Here is a 19,815-nt window from a genome sequence, read left to right as displayed (position 1 = left end):
TCCGATTGGGGCTGCTGCGCAGCCCAACGCGGGGCAAGCCCGCTCGCCACAACTAGCACCATAGCCACAACAATCCCATCACCACATGACGGGTAAAACCGTCATGAATTTGGCGCGACTGTAGGACCAACGCCCGTTGGTCCCTACAACCTTGGTTTGTCGTGGTTTTCTTCTATTCTGTGCTCAAGGGATATCCACAGGAGTCGCGGGATAGAAACAGCCTCGCGCCCAGGCGCAGGTTGAACACCGATCTACCGAGGGTCGCCGCCATGCCGCGCAACCTTTGCCTTACCCGCCAGTGCTTTGGCCTGGTCACCCGTATCGAATGTTCCATTCGCCCTCTTGCGGGGGATAACGGGATGTGGACCTTGTTGTTTGCCGCCGGAATGACCGGTGAACAGCCGTCCACCATTAAGTCTCAAGGCCCGTTCCCCGGGCCCTTCGTCGCGGAAAACATGCTTGAGTCCATCGTCGACAGCCTGACCCAGCACGGCTACGAGAAGGCGGGTGACCCGCAGATCTGGTGCCTGCACATGCAGGCCCATCTGCGACAGCTCAATGGTGACACCCAGCACTGACCGCTATTTGCTCTCGGGTTTGTCCAACTTGACCTCGAAGCCATATTGCACGGTGCTCAGGTCGGTGCGCTGGTAGCTTTCCAGGGTGGTCGGCCGGCCGTAGAAGTAATGCACGTCAAACAGCGCCGTGCCGTACTCCTCGGCGCGGTGGCTGACGCCGAGGATTTCCTTGAGGTAGTTGCCGCTGGCGTCCTTGGCGTAGAAGCGCCAGCTGTCGGCGGGGAAGGCCTTCTGGTCGACGATCAGCGCGTTGTCCTTGAGCGACAGCCCCTTGGGCAGCTTGGCCACGTCGATCTCGGCTTTGTCGATGGTCGCCAGGAACAGCGGAATCGAGCCCACCACATACGCCGGGTTTTCCGGGAACAGGTTCAGGTCGTAGGTGAGGGTGCCGCGTGCCGGGTTCAGTTCAAACGCCTCGGCCGGCAGTTCGATCGGCTCGCCACGTTCGCCTTTTTCGTCGGCGGTGAAGAAGGTCACCGGTGATTCGCTGCTGTTGCGCTCGCTGCCCACCAGGTCGTCATTGAAGGTGAACGGGTGGTCGAACACGATGTGCGCGGCGCTGGCGTCTTCAACCGACTGGCTGATGGTGACGCTGTTTTTCAGCTGGTCCTCGGTCATGCCCGCGTCTTTGAGCCAGCTGGCGGCGCCGTCGTCATACACGGTGACCGGCATCGGCAGGGCCTGGACGGTGTTCTGCAGGCTGTTCTTGTCAAAGCGCATCACGGGCAGGTCGAGGTCTTTGCGCGTGCGCGTGGCGGTGGAAAAATCCAGTACGTTGACCTGCAGGTTGTCGATCACGCCATTGAAATACACCTTGGCGTAATGGCTGCTTTGTTTGTGTTCGAAAGCTTTTTGTTCCTCGGTGAGCTGTTTTTCGAACGCCTCCGACCAGGCTTTCTGCTTTTGCATCTCGGCCAGTTGTTTTTCGTAGAACGCCACCTGGGCGCTGCTTTCGTTGATCGAGCCCGACCGGGTGAGGAACTGCCCGGTGCTGTCCCGCGCCTGCACCAGCAGCGGGTTGGGCGATTCGTCACCGACTTCAGGCGCCAGCGGTTGGCTGTTGGTCAGCTCGATCTCAGCGTAGTTTTTTTCCAGGAGCAACAGGTTGAGGGTGATGTTGCCCTCGGTGCGCTTGCGGCCTACGTCTTTTTTCGACAGATCAAAGGTCAACACCTTGCCCGGCGCGACCACTTCCACCGTACCCTTGAGGCTGACGGGCTGTGGCTGGCTCTTGTTTTCCGTCTCGATGCCGTCGATGAACGGGTAGGTCACCGTCAGGTCGTCGGGGTTGGTCAGGTTGGAGCTGCTGGGGCTCAGCTGGATGCCCGGATCGGTTTCCGACCATTCCGGCTGGAAGGGGATGACCTTGTTGTTGCTCAGGGTCACCGACTGCCATTCCAGGCCGTGGGGGAAGGGGAACTGGTCAGGCATGTTGAAGTTGAACGGGAACACCGGCTGCAAGTCGGTCAGGTAGTCGGAATGGGAGCTCTTGCGCAGCACAAACAGGCCATTGATGTAGGTGTCCACCAACGCCTGGGGCGTGGGGTAGTGCTTGAGCAGGGCCAGGGAGTCTTCGCCGTACTCGGCTTCGATGGGCTTGCTGGCGAGTTTGACCCGCGCCCGCTCCAGCAGCAGCAGCGAACCGCCCAGGTCGGCGACGGCGTCACGCAGCTTGGGGTCCTGGATGCTGTCCAGGGAGTGTTCGAACTTCGCGGTTTTCTCTTCGAGGGTGGTCTGCTTCTGCTCGTCACTGGGGGAGCAGCCGCCAGCCAGCAGCAATGCCGCGCACAGGCCGATACTGGCCAAAGGGGATCGCACATCCATCATCTGAGTTTTTCCTGTCCGACGTCATCGAGCCGAGTTGTTATTGGGCTCGACACTAGCAGAAAAATTCTCTTACAGATGCCGCACAGGTCAGTTTTCTCGTGGTTACAGCTGTCTTGTAGCGGCTGGTATACTCGCCGCCATTTCTAGCCAAGCTGTGTGAGATCCAATGGAACGCTTTATCGAAAATGCTATGTACGCCTCGCGCTGGCTGCTGGCGCCGATCTATTTCGGCTTGTCCCTGGGGTTGCTGGCGCTGGCGCTGAAATTCTTCCAGGAAGTGATTCACCTGCTGCCGAGCGTGTTCTCGATGGCCGAGTCGGAGCTGATCCTGGTGCTGCTGTCGTTGATCGACATGGCCCTGGTCGGCGGCTTGCTGGTGATGGTGATGATTTCCGGCTACGAGAACTTCGTCTCGCAGCTGGATATCGATGACAACAAAGAGAAACTCAACTGGCTGGGCACCATGGACTCTTCGTCGCTGAAGATGAAAGTGGCGGCGTCCATCGTGGCGATTTCGTCCATCCACTTGCTGCGCATCTTCATGGACGCCAAGAACGTCGATCCGCAGCACCTGATGTGGTACGTGATCATTCACATGACCTTCGTGGTCTCGGCGTTTGCCATGGGTTACCTGGACAAAGTCACCAAACACTGATGCCCCGCGCCAGCCTTACTGCTCCACGAAGTAGTAAGGCTGGCGGTTGATCGACATCTGCTTGATCACCTTCACCGGGGTGGCCAGGTCGTTGGTATGGTCCAGCAACGCAATGTTGCCGGGCTTGGCGCCGAGGTAGTTGTGCAGCTCGGCCTCGGTCTTCAGGATCGGCAAGTAGGCCTGCAGATAGAACACGCTGGCCCCGGCGATGCGCTCGTTGGGCTGGAACAGCACCACCTCCCTGCCTTCATCTTTAAACGCCTGAACCTGGCTGATCACCGGGACGAACGACTGGCGCACATCGGCCTTGGGCGCAAACCAGAACGCTGCAATCAGATAGCAGCCCACGGCCAGGGTGAACACGCCGCCCACGAGGGTTCTGTGATGTGTGTAGAGCGCAGGTTTGCGGGTTTTCAGCCACGCCAGCAGCACCCGTGCATATTCCGCGGCCAGTACGGCGGCGGCCGGGGCCAGTGCCATCAGGTACACCGTGCGTTTGCTCGAGGCCAGGGTCAACAGGGTGAACTGCGCTACCAGCCAGACGCTGAAGAACAGGTGGTAGCGGTTGCGCACCAGGCTTTTGCGGAAATGCCACAGGCCCAGGTACACCAGGATATTCCACGGCAGGAACGCCTCGGGCAGCTTGGCGATGTAGTAGTAGAACGGCTCGTAATGGCCTGCCTCGACAAACGAACCGCTGAAACGGCCGACGCTGTTGGTCAGCAGCACTTCGGCCACCGCTTGCATGCCGCCACGCTGGAACAGGAAGCCCAGCCAGATCACCAATGGCACCAGCGCCAGCAAGGTGAACAGCGCGGGCTTGAGCCAGTCGCCAAGGCGCAGGCGCTTGTCCATGAGGCTGGTGCTGACCAGATATACAAAAATCACAATGCCCGGCATCGCCAGGCCCAGCACGCCTTTGCTGAGGGTGGCAATCACCATCCCTGCGGTAAACAGTGCCCATGCGCCTGTGCTTGACCCTTCACGATCGGGCCGCACGGCCTGGTAAAACCCCAGCAGTGCGGCGGTCACGCCGAGGGTGAGCAGCGAATCCTCACCCACACCGCGCGCATTGCTCCAGTAACTGGCCATGGTCGCCAGGATCAGCGCGGCGCTGAAGGCCAGCGTCTGCGGCCGGCCGAACTTGCGCAGCATGGTGTAAAGCAGCATTACGCTGAACAACCCAGCAAACGCCGAAGCCAGGCGCACTGCCCAGGTGGTGCCGCCAAACAGGCGAATCGCCCCGGCATCGATCCACAGGCTCAAGGGTGGTTTTTCCAGGAACGGTTCACGAAACAACTGGGGCACCACCCAGTTATTGTCCAGGTGCATCGCCATGGCGATCCCGGCCACGCGGGCTTCGGTGGAGCCTTGAAGCTCGTGGTTACCCAGGGCAAAGAAGAACAACAGACCAGCAAGCAGGAACAGCAGGGGAGCGGGACGCGTCATGGAGAGTGGCTACCAGGGCAGGAGGACCGTCCGGGGGAACGGTCATTGCAATGGGCTAGTATCCGTCGGCGTTTCTGAATATTTCGTGAACGAATGTGGGTTTTTTGTAAGGTCGGTCACGGCGCCATCAGGCTGGGCAGTGCGGCTCTACCTGCCGGGCTCAGCACCGGCTCCAGTTGCTCCCAGGTAAAACTCAGTTCGTTATCACAGCCATCACCCTGGGCGGGCGTCGACAGTTGCAGGCCCTGGGTGTTGAAGCTCAAGTCGAACGAGGAATAACTGGTCACGGCCGGGCACCCTTCGTCGGTGGTGGTCTGCTTGGCCAGCCAGCTGCTGAAAGCGGCCGGCAACTTGACTTGGCCCGAGTAGGGCGTGTCCCATTGCTCGTGGCCGCCCAACCACGTCCAGGGGTCGACCTTTTCACCGGTTTGCAGGTTCCAACTGTGCAGGCCCCAACTGATGCCCCCGCGTCCGTAGCCCGCCGACCAGCGATAGAACCGCACGGTGATCCAGTGCGATGACCAGTAGAACGGCTCCACCGCGATCTCACTGGTGGTGGTGCCGCCGCTCTGGTCCAGTGAGTTGCGCCGCTCCCTGTAGAAATCGGCCTGCCCGTCCGGGTTGATGGCCATGCGCGCGAGCTCTCGGTTGATCTTGTCGATGGCCGCACCGTCGCCTTCAAGTTTCAGGATGACCTGGCCTCCTTGGGTCTTCACTTGATAGGCGTGTTCGGCGAAGGTTTTCCGTTCGACCTTTACCGCGGGTGGCACGGCTTCAAGCGCATTGTTATAGGCATCGCTGGCGCAACCGTCCGTGTCCCTGCGTTTCAGCACCAACGCCAGGCTTTTACCCTCGAGAGATTTGCTCCAGGTACCCGTCAACGTATCGCCTTGGGGATCATCCAACTGCCAGAACCCGGTTTGCCCTTCTTCAACCCACGGCTCACTGGCGTTGACCTGAGTGAGCTGAATGGGCGTCAGGATGCGTTGGTAGTAGTAACTGCCATTGGCGCCGTGGGCACCGTTGAAACACACGGTGATCGCGGATTTACCCAAGGTGCCTGTCCAGACACCGGCCAGGTCGGCGGCGTTTGCAAGCAGAGGGGAGCAGGCAAGGATGAGAACGGCGAGAGGCTTGAACACGGGTATCGGACTTCCGGATGTCTGATAGAGGAGAGCAGGGTAATCGCAAGTGTGGCGGGATTCCAGACGCGCAACAAAAGGCCGAGTCGCTGAACGCGTCTCGGCCTTTTGGTTACTGGAATGTTTGTGTGTCTTGAGTGAGGGCCAGCACGCGCTCAACCAACAACTCGCCCAGCACGATCAGTTGCTGGGTGGCCAGCAGCTTGTGACGGTGGACGCCTTCGAGTTCGAAAGCCAGGTCGGTGGTCATGGCGTTGAGAGAGGCGAGGGTTTCGCTGGCTTGGATCAGCAGGGTTTCGGGGGAGATGTCTGGGGCGAGGGTGAAGAGGGTTGTGGAGGGGGGATTGGGGGTGATCTTTTTCATGGCTGAAACTCCTTGATTGATGGAGTCGCCAGACATCGCTGCTAAACGAAACGGGTGGCGACTGTGCGCGGGTTAGCAGACCAGGAATCAAGGAACCCGGCGCACCCGAAAGTGCCCCACGCACAGCCGCCATAATACGCACCAGCGGATGCTGACAGCATCGCTGGAACGGATGGTGGCTTTGCAGGCCTTGATAGTAAACGAGCTGCTAAACCCGGTCGCTGATTTTGCAGCGACTGGGGGAGGCTATCTGCGTGGGAGGAGTTGTACTAGTTCATCGATGGCGCGATATCTTGAAGGAAAATTCTGAGCGTTCATTTTGTCGAGCTTTCGAAACCCCAGAAATGACAAAACCCGCACTGGGCGGGTTCGGTTGATTCTGACGTGGTGGGCCTGGGTAATCTGAAACAAGTCGGTATCTATCTGTTTTTGCAAGTTAATAATTGTTCGGTCAACTTGCTTGGAATACCAGTTGGAACGCTGCGTGGTTTGGCTTCCGATGGACGGTGCTTTTTGAGTTCCGCGCCATTAACTAATCGGCATCGAATCTATCAAGCAAATGGTCGTGTAAACGTTAGCGATGGCTGGTGACGGGAGTATCAGTTTTTTTGTGTTCGGGCTGGTTAGGGCCTGCCGTCAGGCAGGCCCTTGTTTTACCAGCTCGGTCTGGTAAATCGGTCTCCGTACAGGATCGCAAATTGATTCATTGCCACTTTCCAGTCGTGTGCCGCATGACCCCAGTTGGCGGTGATGTTGCGCAACCCAAGCCATATCAGTTTCGTCGCGGCCTCATCGGTCGGGAAGTGCCCTCGAGTCTTGATGATCTTGCGTAACTGGGCATTGATGCTCTCGATGGCATTGGTCGTGTAAACCACTTTGCGGATGCCCGCCGGGGAAACAAAAAACGGTATAACCCGATCCCAGGCGCGACGCCATGCAGCAACCACAGTCGGATACTGCTTGCCCCAGGGGCCCGCTTCAAAGGCGTTAAGCTCTTGCTCAGCCACATCGGCATTGATCGCCTGGTAGATCGGCTTGAGTGCTTTGGCCAGTGCCCGACGTTTATCCCAAGCGGCATAGTCCAAGCTGTTGCGGATCAGATGCACGATGCAGGTTTGCAGCGTCGTGGCAGGAAAAACCGCCCCCAACGCCTCCGGTATTCCTTTGAGGCCATCCGTGACGGCGATCAGAACATCTTCAACGCCACGAGTCTTGAGGTCGTTGAACACCTTCATCCAAAACTTGGCACCCTCGGTGCTCTCGATCCATATACCCAGAATGTCGCGCGTGCCATCAGGTAATACCCCCAGCGCCAGATAAATAGCCTTGTTGCACACTAACCCCTCGTCCCGGATTTTGACCCGTAACGCATCGAAGAAGATCACCGGATACATCGGTTCCAAGGGTCGTTGCTGCCAAGCGCCCACCTCTTCCATGACCGCATCGGTGACTGAGCTGATGAAGTCATGGGACACGTCAGTTCCATACTGCTCAGACAGAAAAGCGCGGATCTCACGCACCGTCATGCCCCGGGCGTACATAGCAATTATCTTGTCGTCGAAGCCTGTAAAACGGCGTTCGTGCTTGGGAATCAGGATCGGGGCGAAGCTACCGTCGCGGTCTCTGGGGATATCCAGGCGAAGCGGCCCGTCGTCGGTCAGAACCGTCTTGCTGCTTTTGCCATTGCGCTGATTGGTCGACTCCTCAGGGCGCTCCGCGCCCTGAGGGTAACCAAGGTGGTGACCCAGCTCGGCGCCTAGCGCACGCTCGATCAGAGCCTTCTTGAACGCCATGGACGCGTCTTGAATGGCTTCGGCGCTCATCGGGCCTTTAACAAACTGCTCGATCAGCTCTTGGGGAATCGAGGGCAACTCCCTCGCTGTTGCATTGGCGGACTTCTTTTTGGTCGGCATACATGCACCTCTAGCTACATGTTATGCCCGAACACAAAATTTCTGACAGTCTCGCAGAATCCCGTCCGTGCTTCTGCCTCCAGACAGCCTTCATGTCCTGGAGAACTTCGCGTCCATCATTCCGACGCTCAATTTTTGCACCGAGCTCCAGCATTTCTGTATGTCTCGCGAAAAGCATCGAGGAACCGACACGATTCAGTATAGCCCTCAGTCGATCGACGAACTCTTCGAAAATTGCTACTTGCTCCCCCTGCAGGGATTGTCGATATTGCTCGAAGATCCTGGGTCTGCTCCTCTTCAGTCGGGCTGAGTCCGGAGGTAACAACGCAAGCGACGTAGTGTGGGCGGAAGCCTTTGTGGTTAAGCTTCGCTCCGACGCTCCTGAAATTCTGCACTAGCTCCGGAGTGTCAGCTGAATCAGTAACAACAATTGCGAATCAAAATGATCTGTGGATATCGCTTTCGTGATTTTTAATTGCGTGCGTTGTGATCGCAATTTATGCTGTCCCCGCTTTCACTTCAAACCAGCGTATTCATGACCACTGAACCTCTCTCACAGCTAACGCAAGCCCAGCGTGACCGTCTGGCTTACCTCGAATTGCGTCTGCGTTTTTTCGGAGAAATAGGGCGACAGGATCTGATTCAGCGTTTCGGCATTCAAACGGCTGCAGCCACGCGCGATCTCGCCACTTATCGCGAGTTGGCAGGCAACAATCTGGCGTATGACCGCAGTAGCAAGATCTATACGCCGAGCAAAGAGTTTCGACCGATTTTCACCTTCTCTGCTGACCGGGTACTGGCCTGGCTGGCGGAGGGCTTTGGCGATGGTGAGCCGGCAAGCAGCGCGCCGGGTATTTCCTGCGTAACGTCCAAACGGCTTACTCAGCCAGATTTGGATACGTTGGGTTTGGTGACGCGCGCGATCTACCATCGTTGCCCTCTGCGAGTGGAGTACTACTCGCTGTCTAGTGGAAAGACCCAGAGAGAAATTGTTCCCTTTGCCCTTATTGATACGGGGCTGCGCTGGCATGTGCGCGGCTACGACCGCAAGCGCGGTGCATTTCGGGACTTTGTGATCACCCGCATCAAGCGGCCAAAGCTGCTGACGGAGTCTTCTGTCGCTGAACATGAGTACCCAGAACAGGATGTCCAGTGGAGCAGGATATTGGAGGTCGAGTTGGTACCTCACCCGGACCGACCGCACCCAGACATCACTGCCATGGACTACGGAATGAGCGATGGTGTGTTGCGTTTGAGGTTACGTGGAGCCACGGCTGGCTACGTAATGCGCAAATGGAGCATCGACTGCTCACCGGACCACCGCCTGCGTGATCCGGAATACCGCCTTTGGCTGAAAGACCCGCTGTTGCTCTACGGAGTAGAAACGGCGGTGCTGGCGCCTGGTTACCTGGCAGGCTGACCAAACGATTGCATACAAGCCGTGATGCATTCAGTCATCCGGCGATACGAAAATTTAGAGCGACTACCTGACCATGAGCAACACCAGAGAACTTGAACGCGCCGAGCTGCACAAAACGATCTGGCGCATCGCCAACGACCTGCGTGGCAGCGTCGATGGCTGGGATTTCAAAACTTATGTGCTCGGCATGCTGTTCTACCGATTCATCTCGGAAAACCTGACCAACTACCTCAACGAGCAAGAGCATCGCGCGGGCAGCGCGGATTTTGACTACAGCGATTTGGCTGATGCTCACGCTATCGTGGGCCGATACGAAACGGTTCAGGAAAAAGGCTTCTACATTTTGCCGTCGCACCTATTCGCTAATGTGCGGCGACGCGCCCGCCATGATCCAAACCTCAACGAAACCCTGTCTCAAGTTTTCAAAGACATTGAGGCATCGGCACTGGGGGCGGGTAGCGAGGATGACTTCAAAGGGCTGTTCGATGACCTGGACGTCAACAGTAGCAAGCTCGGCCCCACCGTGGTTAAGCGCAACGAAAAGCTGGTGAAGCTGCTCGATGCCATCGGCGATCTGCCGCTCGGCAACAGCTCGGGCAATTTTTCTGATAACAGCATCGACTTGTTCGGCGACGCCTATGAATACCTGATGCAGATGTATGCCTCCACCGCTGGCAAGTCCGGTGGTGAGTTTTATACCCCGCAAGAAGTCTCCGAGCTTTTGGCCCGTATCACCGTGGTGGGCAAGACCCAGGTCAACAAGGTCTATGACCCAGCCTGCGGCTCCGGCTCGTTGTTGCTCAGCTTTTCCAAGGTGCTGGGGCATAACAAGGTGCGTCAGGGCTTTTACGGCCAGGAAATCAACCTTACGACCTACAACTTGTGCCGGATCAATATGTTCCTGCACAACGTGAACTACGAGAAGTTCAACATCGCCCATGGCGATACGCTGACCGACCCAGCGCACTGGGACGACGAGCCCTTCGAGGCCATCGTCTCAAATCCCCCATACTCAATCAAATGGGATGGCGATGCCAACCCGCTGTTGATCAACGACCCACGCTTCGCCCCCGCCGGTGTGCTCGCTCCCAAGAGCAAGGCCGACCTGGCCTTCACCCTGCACATCCTGAGCTGGCTGGCGGTCAATGGCACCGCAGCGATTGTTGAGTTCCCCGGGGTGCTTTATCGCGGCGGTGCGGAAGCCAAAATTCGCAAATACTTGATCGACAACAACTACGTCGATGCTGTCATCCAGTTGCCTCCGGATTTATTCTTTGGCACCACCATCGCTACTTGCATCGTCGTATTAAAGAAGTCGAAGCGCGACAACGCCACACTGTTCATTGATGCTTCTAGTCTGTTTGTGCGCAGTGGCAACAAGAACAAGCTGTTACCCAAGTACCAGCAAAAAATCCTCGACGCATTCTCTGGTCGAAAAAGCCTTGATCATTTCGCGCGCTTGGTCGAGAACGACGAAATTGCTGCCAACGGCTACAACATCGCCGTTTCCAGCTATGTCGAACAGGCCGACATCAGAGAAGCTGTGAACATCCGTGAACTCAATAAAAAAATTCTCTGCATTGTTGCTAGACAAGCGGAGTTGAGAGGGCAGATAGACGCCATCGTTGAGGATCTGGAAGGAGTCCAGGCATGAACCAGGAGCCAGCGGGAGAGATCATGCCCTACCAGCGCGGCTATGCGACCACCATCGATTTTCATCTTGACGGCGAAACGGTCTGGCTGACCCAGGAAAAGATGGCCGAGCAGCCGAGCGAGGTGGAAGCGGCCTATATGGAAGCCATTAAGACGGTACAGAAGAAAATTACCGGGAAAAAAAGCCATGAGTCGCATTGAGGAGTTGATTGCGGAGCTGTGCCCTGAGGGGGTGGCATTTAAGCCGCTGGGCGAGGTTTCCGATATCAAGCGGGGGACATCAATAACTAAGTCTGCAGTAACCCCAGGCGAAATCCCAGTCATAGCAGGTGGGCGCACACCAGCTTATTTCCACAATGTGAGCAATCGCGATGGCGCGACTATTGTCATTGCAGGTTCTGGGGCATATGCCGGTTTTGTAAGTTGGTGGGATCAACCTACTTTCGTCTCAGATGCTTTTTCTATTAAGCCGCAAGATACTTTGTTGGCGAAGTACTGCTATTACTGGTTGACTAGCATTCAACAGACATTGCACGAGCTAAAAAGCGGCGGCGGCGTGCCTCATGTATACCCTCGCGATGTTTCTACCCTCCGTATCCCCGTTCCTCCCCTCGACATCCAGCGCGAAATAGTGAAAGTGCTAGACACCTTTAAAGAGCTTGAGGCTGAACTTGAGGCTGAGCTTAGGGCGGAGCTTGAGGCGCGTCGCTGGCAGTACAAGTACTACCGCGATGCCTTGTTCGCTTTTAGCGATCAAGATATTCGCTGGGCCGCGATGGCCGAGGTCGGAGAGTTCTTCCGTGGGCGCCGTTTTACCAAAGCTGACTATGCCGATGCCGGGGTTCCGTGCGTTCACTACGGCGAAATATATACACAGTACGGCACCGCCACCGAGACAACGGTTTCACATGTGCGCGCTGATTTTGCGTCGACGCTCCGTTTTGCAAAGCAGGGCGATTTGATAATTGCTGGTGTGGGCGAGACGGTTGAGGATGTTGGCAAGGCAGTGGCATGGATTGGCAGTGGTGAGGTTGCGATTCATGATGACTGCTTTGCCTTCCGTCACTCGCTGAACCCTCGGTTTGTGTCCTATTACTTCCAGACCACGGCGTTTCACACGGAGAAGAACAAGTTCGTCGCCCGTGCTAAGGTCAAGCGCTTGTCTGCAGAAAGCCTGGCCAAGCTGACCATTCCTCTTCCTTCACCCGAAGAGCAGGCCCGCATCGTAGCGATCCTCGACAAGTTCGATTCGTTGGTAAATGAAATTTTAATCGGCCTGCCCGCTGAGATCGGCGTCCGCCGCCAGCAGTACGCGCATTACCGCGACCGTTTGCTCACCTTCAAGGAAGCCACATGAGCGAAGACACCAAGCCTTATCGCTACGAGGCCATTGCACTCTCCAATGAGAGCACCGTGGTTGCAGAGTTTATGCCAGATGCACTGGGCGTGGGCGAGACCGGCTACCAGAGTGAGGCGGCGCTGGAGAAGGCTTTTATCGAGCAACTGCAGCGGCAGGCCTACGAATACCTGACGATCAGCACGGAGGCCGAGCTGATCGCCAACCTGCGTGCTCGGCTAGAGCAGCTTAACAAGACCGTGTTTTCCGATACGGAGTGGCAGCGCTTCTTTACGACCTGCGTTGCAGGCAGCAATGACGGCATTCTGGAAAAAACCGCACGTATTCAGGAAGACCACATTCAGGTCTTAAAGCGCGACGATGGCAGCAGCAAGAACATCTATCTGATCGACAAGGCTAATATCCATAACAATGTCTTGCAGGTGATCAACCAGTACGAAACGTCGGCTGGCGAGAGTGGCGGTAAGCATGCCTCTCGCTTTGATGTGACGGTGCTGGTCAACGGCCTACCGATGGTGCACGTCGAGCTTAAGCGCCGTGGCGTGGACATTCGTGAAGCCTTTAATCAGATCAATCGCTACCAGCGCGATAGCTTCTGGGCGGGCTCTGGGCTGTTCGAGTACGTGCAACTGTTCGTGATCAGTAATGGCACGCTGACCAAGTACTACAGCAACACTGTGCGCGACGGGCACTTGAAGGAGCAGTCCGGAAAACGTAGTAAAAGTAAAGCCACCAACAGCTTTTCCTTCACCAGTTGGTGGGCGGACGCGCACAACCAGCCCATCACTGAGCTTTTGGGCTTTACCAAGACCTTCTTTGCCAAGCATTCGTTGCTGAACGTACTCACCAAATACTGTGTATTCGATGTGGATCGCAAGCTGCTGGTAATGCGGCCCTATCAAATCGTGGCCGCCGAGGGCATCCTGCAGCGCATTGCCACGTCAACTAACCACAGACACTTGGGTAAGTTGGTGGCGGGTGGTTACATCTGGCACACAACGGGATCTGGTAAGACGTTGACCAGCTTTAAGGCTGCCCAACTGGCCCGTGGATTGCCGGACATCGACAAGGTGCTGTTCGTGGTGGATCGCAAGGATTTGGATTACCAGACAATGCGCGAATATGAGCGCTTCGAGAAAGGTGCGGCCAACTCCAATACCTCCACCTCAGTGCTGCAGAAGCAACTGGAAGACCCAAACGCTCGGATCATCATCACCACCATTCAGAAGCTCTCTCGTTTTGTGGCCAAGAACAAGAAGCATCTGGTGTATGACGCGCATGTGGTGGTGATTTTTGACGAGTGTCACCGCAGTCAGTTCGGCGACATGCACAGCGAAATCACCCGCGTGTTCAAGCGCTACCACCTGTTCGGCTTCACCGGTACGCCGATCTTTGCGAAGAACTCGGGAACCGGAGGCAATCCATTGCGCCGCACCACCGAGCAGGCCTTTGGCGACAAGCTGCACACCTACACAATCGTCGACGCCATCAACGACAAGAACGTGCTGCCGTTTCGCATAGACTACATCAATACCCTCAAGATGCAGGCGCGGATCAAGGACAAGCAGGTCTCAGCCATCGATACTGAACGTGCCCTGCTGGCTCCGGAACGTATCAGCCAAATCGTCGGCTATATCCGCGAGCATTTTGATCAGAAGACCAAGCGTGCCAGCACCTATCGCCATGATGGCAAGCGAGTGGCAGGGTTCAACTCGCTGTTTGCCTGTGCATCGATTGATGCGGCCAAGCGTTACTACACTGAATTCTCCGCGCAGCAGAAGGGCTTGCCTGAGGCCCAGCGGCTCAAGGTCGGCATGATCTACAGTTTTGCTGCGAATGAGGACGACGAAGACGGCTTGCTCGGCGAGGAGGAGTTCGAGGCTGAAGGGTTGGATCAAAGCTCGCGGGATTTTCTGGACAGCGCGATCAAGGATTACAACGCGCTATTTGCTACCAGCTTCGACACCTCGGCGGACAAGTTCCAGAACTACTATAAGGATCTGTCGCAACGCCTTAAGAAGCGTGAGCTGGACCTGGTCATTGTGGTCAACATGTTCCTGACCGGCTTCGACGCCACCACGCTGAACACGCTATGGGTGGACAAGAACCTCAAGGCGCACGGTTTGATTCAGGCGTATTCGCGCACCAACCGTATCCTTAACTCAGTCAAGACCTACGGTAACATCGTTTCCTTCCGCAACCTGGAGCAGGAAACCAACGATGCACTCGCCCTGTTTGGCAACAAAGACGCCAAGGGCATCGTGCTGCTGAAAGCATACGCCGAGTATTACTTTGAATACCAAGCCCGAGTCGCTGAGCTGCTCGACAAGTACCCGCTGGCAAAGGCCCTCGTCGGCGAAGCGTCGCAGAAAGCATTTATCAAACTATTTGGTTCGATCTTGCGGCTGAAAAATATTCTGACGGCGTTTGACGATTTTGCCGGGCATGAGATTCTCAGCGAGCGTCAGTTCCAAGATTATCAAAGCCTTTACCTGAACCTGTATGCCGAGTTTCGCGCTACGTCCGAGGCGGAGAAGGAGTCGATCAACGATGACGTGGTCTTCGAGATCGAGCTCATCAAGCAGGTGGAAATCAATGTTGATTACATCCTGCTGCTGGTCGAGCAGTACTTGAAGAAAAAGGGCACAGGAGACGACAAGGAAATCCGCGCCACTATCGAGCGCGCCATCAACTCCAGTCTCAGCCTACGTAATAAAAAGGATCTCATCATTCAGTTCGTGGAGTCGGTCAATACCAAGGCCAAGGTGGACGCTCAGTGGCAGAGCTTCATGGCGGCCAAAAAGACAGAGGAACTGGAGCGCATCATCACGGAAGAAAACCTCAATGCCGAGGCGGCGCGTGAGTTCATTGATAATGCTTTTCGTGACGGCGGTATCCCCACGAATGGCACTGCCATCACCAAGATCCTGCCGCCCGTATCGCGGTTCTCTCAGAACAACGGGCATGCGGCCAAGAAACAATCAGTACTTGGCAAGCTGGCTGTGTTTTTCGAGCGTTATTTCGGATTGGCTTGACGGGAAAGCATTCAAAAAAGAAAAGAGCAAACAGTCTCACGCCTGAATCAAGCCGAGCCGCGAAGTGGCTACGGTTTGAATGAGTTCTTAGGATCCGGCTTGGTCACGGCATTTGTCAGTGACTGCGGGCGTTAAGGCATTTGTCTGCTCTTTTTGCTGAAAAGCTAAGTCAACCTAGGGAGTGCCAATGGTTGTCTGGTAGGGCGGCTGCGATGGTCTTGAGCAAAAGTAATGAATCAAAAAAGAGGGAGGCACGTCAAGATCGTATCGGTACTCAATAGCTACGTTTTCTCCATTGATACGAGCGCTCGTTATTTCGCAGACGCGCGCAACCTGGGTAGGGTCTCCATCCGTCTCTGCTGCAAAGATCGCAGGCAGCGATTTCAGGCGATTGAGGTTAAGCATCCCCCCTGGTTTGAATTCAGCTTGCTGCTCAGGGGTGATGTAGATACGACCAATCGAGATCTCATCTCTACGGTCGCCCCATCCTCCGCCCATTACCAATAGATTGAACATCGATTCCATTCTCCGGCTGTTGAAGCTGTCATTAAGCTGGCATAACCGAGCCAAAACCACCCATTCAGGCACAAAAAAGGCACTCGCGATAAACGCTAAGTGCCTAATTTATATAGCTTATTTGGTGGAGCCGGGGGGATTTGAACCCCCGTCCGCCAGTACTCCGCTGTCGGTACTACATGCGTAGCCGTTTCTATTAAGTTAACCCTCAGCGACCCGAAGGGCAGGGTGCTTTGGGCGAGTTGTGTAAGTTTTAGCCGCTTCGTCCACAACGTACTGCACGGCGATTCTGTTCTATATGACAATCACTTTGGGTTTACAGACATCCCCTGGTGATTGCTGGACCCGAAGGTACCAGAAGCTCAGGGCTAAGGCTGCTTACGCAGCGAGAGCGAATTCCTGGCCGTAGTTTTCGTCATTGGCAACTATAAGAAGTTGCAACAGTGGATTTACGAGTTCTGTTACCAACTCGGCATGCACCTAAAGTTTCGCGACCGGCGTCGAATCCTAAACGGCCCCGTGCTTGTAACTCGTTGTTTCTTAGTGAGTGACAAGCCTATGCAGTGTACGCCAAACACTCGCGGAAGGCCAACCCGAAGGTTGGTCTTCCGCTATGGCGTGGCCTATTGGCCGCCTTTTTCGCTGTTCTGCAGGTCTTGCAGCGCCTTCGAGGTGATCTCGATGCACTTTTTGTCATCACCCGCGGCGTGGGCCGCCTTGGCCTGGGAGACGGCGGTGTCTATCTCGCCGCTTTTACCACTGGTGTCGGTGGCGAGCAGCGCTTTACCGTTGTTGATTTTGTCCAGATTGATTTTGCACAGATCGGGCTCGCCCGCCGCGAACACAGGGGAGGCCAGCATCGCAGCGGTAATGAACAAGCCAGCAAGAGCGGAACGCTTCATAGGGTATCTCCTTGCGCAAAAGGGCTCGACGCTGCTGGCGTTCAACCGCTGCCAGCGACATCACTGATAAACCTCGCTTGGCGAGGCCTATGCAGATGACTACGCCGGCGCGCAGGGGTTCTGTTTTTTTTGCAGGCTCAGTGAGCGCGGGCCTGGGTGACGCGGTCCACCAGGTAGACCAAGCCGTGATAATCGATGCCGCCATGCTGGCTCAGGCCGATCTCACAGGTGCGGCTGGTGGAGATGCCTTCGCTGCAATATTGCACCGCATCCTTGAGGGTGCGCAGTGAGTGGGCGTTGAGTTCCGGCGTGGTGAAGCCCTTGTCGCCGGCGAACCCGCAGCAATGAATGCCTTCCGGGATCACCACGGTGTTGGAGCAGCGGCGAGCGAGGTCGATCAGGGCCTGACTCTCGCCCAGGTGCTGGGTGCTGCAGGTGACATGCACCGCGATGGGGGCTTCCTGGGGGGTGAAGTCGAGGCGGTCCATCAGGTGCGTGCGGATAAATCGTACGGGGTCGTAAAGATCCAGGCGCGTTTCGCCCAGGTCCTGTACCAGGCGCAGGGTGCAGGGGCTGGTGTCGCAGTAGATCGGGTCGAGCCCGCCACGGCTGGCGTGGAGCAGTGCGCCGATCAGTTCCTGGCGCTTGTGTTCGGCCTGTTCGGCGTAGCCTTTGGAGGCGAACGGCTGGCCGCAGCACAGGCTGTCCTGATTGTCGGGGAATACGACTTGGTAACCGGCTTTTTCCAACAGGTTGCGGGTTTTGTCGTACAGCGACATCTGCTCTTTATCGCCCGCCGCCGGGCCCATGGCGCGTGAGACGCAGGCCGCCAGGTAGACCACCCGGGGTCGCTCGTCCGTCACCGCCGGGCTGAAGCGAATGGCTTTCTCCGGCTGCGGCATGGCGTTGGTCCACTGCGGAATCTGCCCCTTGGACAGCTTGGTCACGCTGGCCGATAGCTTCGCCAGGCGCGGGGCGCCCAGCAGCATGCGTGCGCCATTGGCCACATGCAGTGTAAAACGCGCGCCTTGCAGCGCGGTGGCGAAATGCGTGGCGAGCCATTCGGCGGTTTTCGTACGGTCAGCATCGCGGCTGCGCAGTTTTTTCACCAGGTCGCCGGTATTGATTCCTACAGGGCAGCGCTGGGCGCAAAGCCCGGTGGCGGCGCAGGTGTCGATGCCTTGGTACTGATAGGCGGCTTCCAGCTCAGCGGTGTCGATACCAGCGCGTTTTTTCGCCTGGATATCGCGCCAGATCACGATGCGCTGGCGTGGGCTCAGAGTCAGTCCTTTCGACGGGCACACCGGCTCGCAGAAACCGCACTCGATGCACTTATCCACAAGCTCGTCGGCGGCGGGCAGCGGCTTGAGGTGCTTGAGGTGGATTTGCGGGTCTTCGCTGAGCACCACGTCCGGGTTGAGAATGCCGTTGGGGTCGAGCAGGCGCTTGAGTTGCCACATCAGTTTGTAGGCGTCGCTGCCCCATTCCAGCTCGACGAACGGGGCCATATTGCGGCCGGTGCCGTGTTCGGCTTTCAGCGAACCACCGAATTCCACCGCTACCAGTTGTGCCACGTCGTCCATGAACGCTTGGTAGCGTGTGACTTCTTCCGCGCTGTTGAAGCCTTGGGTGAACACGAAGTGCAGATTGCCTTCCAGCGCGTGTCCGAAAAGTATCGCTTCGTCGTAGTGATGTTTGTCGAACAGCTCGATCAAGCGATTCACGCCGATTGCCAGTTGTTCGACCGGGAAGGTCACGTCCTCGATGATTACCGTGGTGCCGGTTTTGCGCACGGCGCCGACGGCGGGAAAGGTGTCCTTGCGGATCGCCCACAGGCGGGCGTTTTCCACGGGGTCTTCGGTGAAGTCGACCTGCTTCTCGACCGGAAACTGGGCCAGGGAAGCCATGATCAGCGCCAGTTGCTCGTGCAGTAACGACGAGGACGCTGCACGCGACTCGATCAATAGGGCGCAGGCATTTTCCGATAGGTGCTGTACGAAAGCGGGCATGCCCGGCTTGTTCTGTACCGAGCGCATGCTGCGACGGTCCAGCAGCTCAACGGCCGAAACGGGTTGGGTCTTGAGGACGGTGACTGCATTGCAGCAGGTTTCGACGTCCGGAAACACAATCAACGCCGAGGCTTTGTTGGGGTGATCGATCACGGTGTCGTAGGTGACCGCGCTGATAAACCCGAGGGTCCCCTCGGAGCCCACCAGCAGATGGCTGAGGATATCGAGGGGGTCGTCGAAATCCACCAAGGCATTGAGTGACAGCCCGGTGGTATTTTTCAGACGGTATTTGTGGCGGATCTTTGCCGCCAGTTCAGTATTTGCGCGGGTCTCGCGCCCCAGTGTCGCTAGACGCTCAAGCAGCGCGCCGTGCTGTTCGCGAAACGCCGCCACGCTGGCTGCGTCTTCGGTATCCAGGCGGCTGCCGTCAGCCAATACCAGGCGTATCCCGGCCAGGGTGTGGTAGGTGTTCTGCGCCGTGCCGCAGCACATGCCGCTGGCGTTGTTGGCGACGATGCCGCCGATTTTGCAGGCGTTGATCGACGCTGGGTCCGGCCCGATCTTGCGCCCGAACGGCGCCAGCCACGCGTTGGCCTGGGCGCCGATCACGCCGGGCTGCAGGCGGATTTGTGTGCCTTGGCCGCGAATTTCGCGGCCATTCCAGTTGTCCCCCAGTACGATCAGCACCGAGTCGCTGATGGCTTGCCCGGACAGGCTGGTGCCAGCGGCACGGAAGGTGACTGGAACGCGGTCGCGTTGAGCCAGTTGCAGCAGCGCGACGACTTCGTCTTCCGACTCCACGCGGATTACCAGCTGTGGGATCAGTCGGTAAAAACTGGCGTCGGTGCCGAAGGCGAGGGTGGAAAGCGGGTCGTCGAAGCGTCGATCTTTCGGGATCAGTTGTGCGGCGTCGCGCAGGAAAGCAGCAGGCAGGCTCATCGGTCCTCCAGAAATAGCAGACGCCGGAACCGTTGTCCGGCGTCGATTCTTACCCT

At 57.1% G+C, this 19,815-nt stretch carries 15 protein-coding genes and 1 other RNA gene; 7 read left to right on the top strand and 9 right to left on the bottom strand.

The annotated features are described in order from the left end of the window. The first annotated feature begins 269 nt into the window (after positions 1 to 269). Complete coding sequence (locus tag AC3WP7_RS27310) at positions 270 to 578, top strand: PA4575 family protein (RefSeq protein WP_058427690.1); 309 nt, start codon at positions 270 to 272, stop codon at positions 576 to 578. A 3-nt stretch (positions 579 to 581) separates the two neighbouring features. On the opposite strand, the gene AC3WP7_RS27305 is transcribed toward AC3WP7_RS27310, so the two are convergent. Next, on the bottom strand, positions 582 to 2,405 hold the full coding sequence (locus AC3WP7_RS27305; RefSeq protein WP_102592706.1) for a hypothetical protein: 1,824 nt from the start codon (positions 2,403 to 2,405) through the stop codon (positions 582 to 584). Positions 2,406 to 2,571: 166 nt separating this feature from the next. Here AC3WP7_RS27305 and AC3WP7_RS27300 point away from each other — a divergent pair, with 166 nt between their 5' ends. After that, complete coding sequence (locus tag AC3WP7_RS27300) at positions 2,572 to 3,060, top strand: TIGR00645 family protein (RefSeq protein ID WP_010206662.1); 489 nt, start codon at positions 2,572 to 2,574, stop codon at positions 3,058 to 3,060. A gap of 15 nt (positions 3,061 to 3,075) precedes the next feature. Here the strand turns inward: AC3WP7_RS27300 and AC3WP7_RS27295 are convergent, their stop codons facing one another. The 4 genes from AC3WP7_RS27295 to AC3WP7_RS27280 all read right to left on the bottom strand — a co-directional run bounded on the left by AC3WP7_RS27295 (position 3,076) and on the right by AC3WP7_RS27280 (position 7,928). After that, on the bottom strand, positions 3,076 to 4,509 hold the full coding sequence (locus tag AC3WP7_RS27295) for an ArnT family glycosyltransferase (protein ID WP_093514378.1): 1,434 nt from the start codon (positions 4,507 to 4,509) through the stop codon (positions 3,076 to 3,078). Positions 4,510 to 4,625: 116 nt separating this feature from the next. Then, the gene (locus AC3WP7_RS27290; protein ID WP_093514379.1) at positions 4,626 to 5,651 is read right to left on the bottom strand and encodes a hypothetical protein; all 1,026 of its coding nucleotides are present in this window, start codon (positions 5,649 to 5,651) and stop codon (positions 4,626 to 4,628) included. A 112-nt stretch (positions 5,652 to 5,763) separates the two neighbouring features. After that, complete coding sequence (locus AC3WP7_RS27285) at positions 5,764 to 6,015, bottom strand: DUF6124 family protein (protein WP_102592707.1); 252 nt, start codon at positions 6,013 to 6,015, stop codon at positions 5,764 to 5,766. A 653-nt stretch (positions 6,016 to 6,668) separates the two neighbouring features. Next, the gene (locus AC3WP7_RS27280) at positions 6,669 to 7,928 is read right to left on the bottom strand and encodes an IS256-like element ISPsy17 family transposase (protein WP_093514381.1); all 1,260 of its coding nucleotides are present in this window, start codon (positions 7,926 to 7,928) and stop codon (positions 6,669 to 6,671) included. A 535-nt stretch (positions 7,929 to 8,463) separates the two neighbouring features. On the opposite strand from AC3WP7_RS27280, the gene AC3WP7_RS27275 reads away from it, so the two are divergent. From AC3WP7_RS27275 to AC3WP7_RS27255, 5 genes are all read left to right on the top strand, one after another. After that, positions 8,464 to 9,348, top strand: a complete 885-nt coding sequence (locus AC3WP7_RS27275) for a helix-turn-helix transcriptional regulator (protein ID WP_093514404.1) — start codon at positions 8,464 to 8,466, stop codon at positions 9,346 to 9,348. A 73-nt stretch (positions 9,349 to 9,421) separates the two neighbouring features. Then, on the top strand, positions 9,422 to 11,002 hold the full coding sequence (locus tag AC3WP7_RS27270; RefSeq protein ID WP_093514382.1) for a type I restriction-modification system subunit M: 1,581 nt from the start codon (positions 9,422 to 9,424) through the stop codon (positions 11,000 to 11,002). After that, positions 10,999 to 11,202 (top strand): virulence RhuM family protein, encoded by a 204-nt coding sequence (locus AC3WP7_RS27265; RefSeq protein ID WP_093514383.1) that lies wholly within the window; start codon positions 10,999 to 11,001, stop codon positions 11,200 to 11,202. Before AC3WP7_RS27270 ends, AC3WP7_RS27265 begins: the two co-directional genes overlap by 4 nt. Beyond that, a complete protein-coding gene (locus tag AC3WP7_RS27260; protein ID WP_093514384.1) occupies positions 11,189 to 12,358 on the top strand; it encodes a restriction endonuclease subunit S in 1,170 nt (389 codons plus the stop codon). Before AC3WP7_RS27265 ends, AC3WP7_RS27260 begins: the two co-directional genes overlap by 14 nt. Beyond that, entirely contained in the window at positions 12,355 to 15,393 is a 3,039-nt protein-coding gene (locus AC3WP7_RS27255; RefSeq protein ID WP_093514385.1) for a type I restriction endonuclease subunit R, read from the top strand. Before AC3WP7_RS27260 ends, AC3WP7_RS27255 begins: the two co-directional genes overlap by 4 nt. A gap of 174 nt (positions 15,394 to 15,567) precedes the next feature. On the opposite strand, the gene AC3WP7_RS27250 is transcribed toward AC3WP7_RS27255, so the two are convergent. The 4 genes from AC3WP7_RS27250 to AC3WP7_RS27235 all read right to left on the bottom strand — a co-directional run bounded on the left by AC3WP7_RS27250 (position 15,568) and on the right by AC3WP7_RS27235 (position 19,759). Further along, complete coding sequence (locus AC3WP7_RS27250) at positions 15,568 to 15,909, bottom strand: hypothetical protein (RefSeq protein ID WP_139220347.1); 342 nt, start codon at positions 15,907 to 15,909, stop codon at positions 15,568 to 15,570. Between the two features lie 122 nt (positions 15,910 to 16,031). Beyond that, positions 16,032 to 16,428, bottom strand: a transfer-messenger RNA (tmRNA) gene (gene ssrA, locus AC3WP7_RS27245). Positions 16,429 to 16,532: 104 nt separating this feature from the next. Further along, on the bottom strand, positions 16,533 to 16,811 hold the full coding sequence (locus AC3WP7_RS27240) for a PA2433 domain-containing protein (RefSeq protein WP_010206635.1): 279 nt from the start codon (positions 16,809 to 16,811) through the stop codon (positions 16,533 to 16,535). A 137-nt stretch (positions 16,812 to 16,948) separates the two neighbouring features. Continuing rightward, entirely contained in the window at positions 16,949 to 19,759 is a 2,811-nt protein-coding gene (locus AC3WP7_RS27235; protein WP_102592708.1) for an FAD-binding and (Fe-S)-binding domain-containing protein, read from the bottom strand. Positions 19,760 to 19,815: the final 56 nt, after the last annotated feature.

Source organism: Pseudomonas sp. FW305-3-2-15-C-LB1 (assembly GCF_058787615.1).
Note: the sequence above shows the minus strand (reverse complement) of the source record. Positions and strands in the feature narration are given on the sequence as shown.

What these genes read in the sequence shown, in the direction of transcription:
- AC3WP7_RS27310 (WP_058427690.1), top strand. Translation starts at nt 270, where the DNA reads ATGCCGCGCAACCTTTGCCTTACCCGCCAGTGCTTTGGCCTGGTCACC.
- AC3WP7_RS27305 (WP_102592706.1), bottom strand. Translation starts at nt 2,405, where the DNA reads ATGATGGATGTGCGATCCCCTTTGGCCAGTATCGGCCTGTGCGCGGCA.
- AC3WP7_RS27300 (WP_010206662.1), top strand. Translation starts at nt 2,572, where the DNA reads ATGGAACGCTTTATCGAAAATGCTATGTACGCCTCGCGCTGGCTGCTG.
- AC3WP7_RS27295 (WP_093514378.1), bottom strand. Translation starts at nt 4,509, where the DNA reads ATGACGCGTCCCGCTCCCCTGCTGTTCCTGCTTGCTGGTCTGTTGTTC.
- AC3WP7_RS27285 (WP_102592707.1), bottom strand. Translation starts at nt 6,015, where the DNA reads ATGAAAAAGATCACCCCCAATCCCCCCTCCACAACCCTCTTCACCCTC.
- AC3WP7_RS27280 (WP_093514381.1), bottom strand. Translation starts at nt 7,928, where the DNA reads ATGCCGACCAAAAAGAAGTCCGCCAATGCAACAGCGAGGGAGTTGCCC.
- AC3WP7_RS27275 (WP_093514404.1), top strand. Translation starts at nt 8,464, where the DNA reads ATGACCACTGAACCTCTCTCACAGCTAACGCAAGCCCAGCGTGACCGT.
- AC3WP7_RS27270 (WP_093514382.1), top strand. Translation starts at nt 9,422, where the DNA reads ATGAGCAACACCAGAGAACTTGAACGCGCCGAGCTGCACAAAACGATC.
- AC3WP7_RS27265 (WP_093514383.1), top strand. Translation starts at nt 10,999, where the DNA reads ATGAACCAGGAGCCAGCGGGAGAGATCATGCCCTACCAGCGCGGCTAT.
- AC3WP7_RS27260 (WP_093514384.1), top strand. Translation starts at nt 11,189, where the DNA reads ATGAGTCGCATTGAGGAGTTGATTGCGGAGCTGTGCCCTGAGGGGGTG.
- AC3WP7_RS27255 (WP_093514385.1), top strand. Translation starts at nt 12,355, where the DNA reads ATGAGCGAAGACACCAAGCCTTATCGCTACGAGGCCATTGCACTCTCC.
- AC3WP7_RS27250 (WP_139220347.1), bottom strand. Translation starts at nt 15,909, where the DNA reads ATGTTCAATCTATTGGTAATGGGCGGAGGATGGGGCGACCGTAGAGAT.
- AC3WP7_RS27240 (WP_010206635.1), bottom strand. Translation starts at nt 16,811, where the DNA reads ATGAAGCGTTCCGCTCTTGCTGGCTTGTTCATTACCGCTGCGATGCTG.
- AC3WP7_RS27235 (WP_102592708.1), bottom strand. Translation starts at nt 19,759, where the DNA reads ATGAGCCTGCCTGCTGCTTTCCTGCGCGACGCCGCACAACTGATCCCG.